Origin of the sequence: Streptococcus mitis, from assembly GCF_001074635.1 — a bacterium.
GTDB classification, from domain to species: Bacteria; Bacillota; Bacilli; order Lactobacillales; family Streptococcaceae; genus Streptococcus; species Streptococcus mitis_E.
On sequence record NZ_JUQO01000231.1, the window covers coordinates 1 to 3,064 of the forward strand.

A 3,064-nucleotide genomic window follows, 5' to 3' on the forward strand; every position below is an offset into this window, starting at 1 on the left:
AAGCCAAGACACTCCATCTGCTGCCATAGCTTCTAAATCTTTACGTATCGCTTTTTTAATCAATTTCAGACGAGGATCCTTGTCTGAAAATAAACCCAAATCAAAAGCAGAATAGCCTAAAACCAAAGCTGTAGTCATTTTTAACCCTTTCTGTGCAAATTTATGATATAATAGAGTGATGTTATTGTACCAATAAGGAGAATTATGGTCAACTATCCTCATAAAATTTCATCACAAAAAAGACAATCATCTCTTTCTCAACCCAAAAATTTCGCAAATCGAGGAATGTCTTTTGAAAAGATGATCAATGCTACCAACGACTACTATTTGTCTCAGGGCTTGGCTGTTATACACAAGAAACCTACTCCTATTCAAATCGTACGTGTGGACTATCCACAACGAAGTCGTGCCAAGATTGTTGAAGCCTATTTTCGACAAGCTTCAACGACAGACTATTCTGGCGTTTATAAGGGATATTACATCGACTTTGAAGCCAAGGAAACAAAACAAAAACGTGCGATTCCGATGAAAAATTTCCATCCACATCAGATTCAGCATATGGAACAAGTCCTTGCCCAACAAGGAATCTGCTTTGTCCTTCTTCACTTTTCTTCTCAGCAAGAAACCTACTTATTGCCGGCATTCGATTTGATTCGCTTCTATCATCAAGATAAGGGACAAAAATCAATGCCACTTGGATATATTCGAGAATATGGATATGAAATCAAGGCTGGTGCCTTCCCTCAAATTCCCTATCTCAATGTTATCAAAGAACATTTATTAGGTGGTAAAACAAGATGAACAAACAAACTATCCTGCGAATAGCTAAGTATGTGAGTATCTGCTTCTTAACTTTATTTATCACAGCAGTTATGCTGGGAGGAGGCATATTTCTCTATTACGTCAGCAAAGCCCCAGCCCTATCTGAGAGCAAATTAGTCGCAACCACGTCTAGTAAGATTTTCGATAGTAAAAACGAACTGATTGCCGATCTGGGCTCTGAACGCCGAGTAAACGCTCAGACCAACGAAATTCCTACTGATTTAGTTAAGGCTATCGTATCGATTGAAGACCATCGTTTTTTCGATCATCGCGGTGTCGATACCATCCGAATTATAGGAGCTTTTTTACGTAACTTACAAAACAACTCCCTCCAGGGAGGATCAACCCTTACCCAACAATTAATTAAGTTGACCTATTTCTCAACTTCCACTTCTGATCAGACTATTTCACGTAAAGCCCAGGAAGCTTGGTTGGCTGTTCAATTAGAGCAAAAAACCACAAAACAAGAAATTCTGACCTACTACGTGAATAAAGTTTACATGTCTAACGGAAACTATGGAATGCAGACGGCTGCCCAAAACTATTACGGCAAAGATTTGCGAGAACTATCACTACCTCAACTTGCCCTACTAGCAGGAATGCCACAGGCTCCGAATCAATACGATCCCTATTCTCATCCAGAAGCTGCCCTTGACCGTCGTAACTTGGTACTTTCAGAGATGAAAGGTCAAGGCTACATTTCTGCCGAACAGTATGAGAAGGCTATCAATACTCCTATTACCGATGGACTCCAAAGTTTGAAATCAGTCAATAGCTACCCAGCATATATGGACAATTATCTCAAAGAGGTTATCGACCAAGTAGAACGAGAAACTGGCTATAACCTTCTAACTACTGGGATGGATGTTTACACAAATGTAGACCAAGAGTCTCAAAAACGTCTGTGGGATATCTACAACTCCGAGCAATACGTCTCTTACCCTGACGATGATTTGCAAGTCGCATCTACGGTCGTAGATGTTTCCAATGGTAAAGTCATCGCCCAACTTGGAGCTCGTCACCAAGCAAGTAACGTTTCATTTGGTACCAACCAAGCTGTGGAAACCAATCGTGACTGGGGTTCAACAATGAAACCAATCACCGATTATGCACCTGCCATAGAATACGGTGTATATGATTCCACTGCAACTATGGTTAATGATATTCCTTATAACTATCCGGGAACAAGCACACCTGTCTACAACTGGGATCGAGCATATTTTGGTAATATTACTCTGCAATATGCCCTTCAACAATCTCGTAACGTACCTGCCGTTGAAACACTAAACAAGGTTGGTTTAGATAGAGCCAAAAACTTCCTAAATGGTTTAGGAATTGACTATCCAAGTATTCACTACTCAAATGCTATTTCAAGTAATACTACCGAATCTAGTAAACAGTACGGGGCAAGTAGTGAAAAAATGGCTACCGCCTATGCCGCATTCGCAAATGGTGGTATTTATCACAAACCAATGTACATCAATAAAGTTGTCTTTAGCGATGGTAGCGAAAAAGAATTTTCTGACCCTGGCACAAGAGCCATGAAAGAAACGACTGCTTACATGATGACAGAGATGATGAAAACGGTCTTGACTTACGGAACTGGTCGTGGTGCCTACCTGCCTTGGCTTCCTCAAGCCGGTAAAACAGGTACCTCTAACTATACAGATGAAGAAATCGAAAACCATATCAAGACGACTCAGTTTGTAGCACCTGATGAAATGTTTGTAGGTTATACACGTAAATATTCAATGGCTGTATGGACAGGCTACACAAATCGTCTCACACCAATTGTAGGGGATGGTCTCACAGTTGCTGCCAAAGTCTATCGTGCTATGATGACTTCTCTCTCTCAAAACGACCATCCTGGAGATTGGTCAATGCCTGAGGGAGTATACAGAAGTGGTGAGTTTGTCTTTTTGAACGGTGCCAAGAATACTTGGACTACACCTTCTACACAACAAACACAGTCAGTAGAGACCCCCTCTACAACATCTGAAAATTCAACTACACAAGCAAACACCACAGTAGGACAACAATCCAACAGTGCTCCAGTAACTGATCCAAATCAAGGACAGCCTGGCCAACAAATCCAACAACCACAGGCCCCTCAATTTCAACAACCACAACAGTAAACACGAAAAATCCTGAGAGTTAGAAATTCTCAGGATTTTTTTACTACAAGATAGCTAATACTCAATGAAAATCAAAGAGCAAACTAGGAAGCTAGCCGCAGGTTGCT

At 40.8% G+C, this 3,064-nt stretch carries 3 protein-coding genes; 2 read left to right on the plus strand and 1 reads right to left on the minus strand.

The genetic code is table 11. The annotated features are described in order from the left end of the window. The coding region (locus ADI58_RS11680; protein ID WP_152905496.1) for an SLOG family protein at positions 1-138 on the minus strand (138 nt) is incomplete at its 3' end. 66 nt (positions 139-204) lie between these two features. Between ADI58_RS11680 and recU the strand changes: the two genes are divergently transcribed. Both recU and pbp1a read left to right on the plus strand, forming a co-directional pair. Then, the gene (recU, locus tag ADI58_RS09995; protein WP_033678179.1) at positions 205-801 is read left to right on the plus strand and encodes a Holliday junction resolvase RecU; all 597 of its coding nucleotides are present in this window, start codon (positions 205-207) and stop codon (positions 799-801) included. Next, a complete protein-coding gene (pbp1a, locus tag ADI58_RS10000) occupies positions 798-2,957 on the plus strand; it encodes a penicillin-binding protein PBP1A (protein WP_049522476.1) in 2,160 nt (719 codons plus the stop codon). Before recU ends, pbp1a begins: the two co-directional genes overlap by 4 nt. Positions 2,958-3,064 lie beyond the last annotated feature (107 nt).

Coding starts and splice junctions, on each gene's coding strand:
- recU (WP_033678179.1), top strand. CDS start 205: ATGGTCAACTATCCTCATAAAATTTCATCACAAAAAAGACAATCATCT.
- pbp1a (WP_049522476.1), top strand. CDS start 798: ATGAACAAACAAACTATCCTGCGAATAGCTAAGTATGTGAGTATCTGC.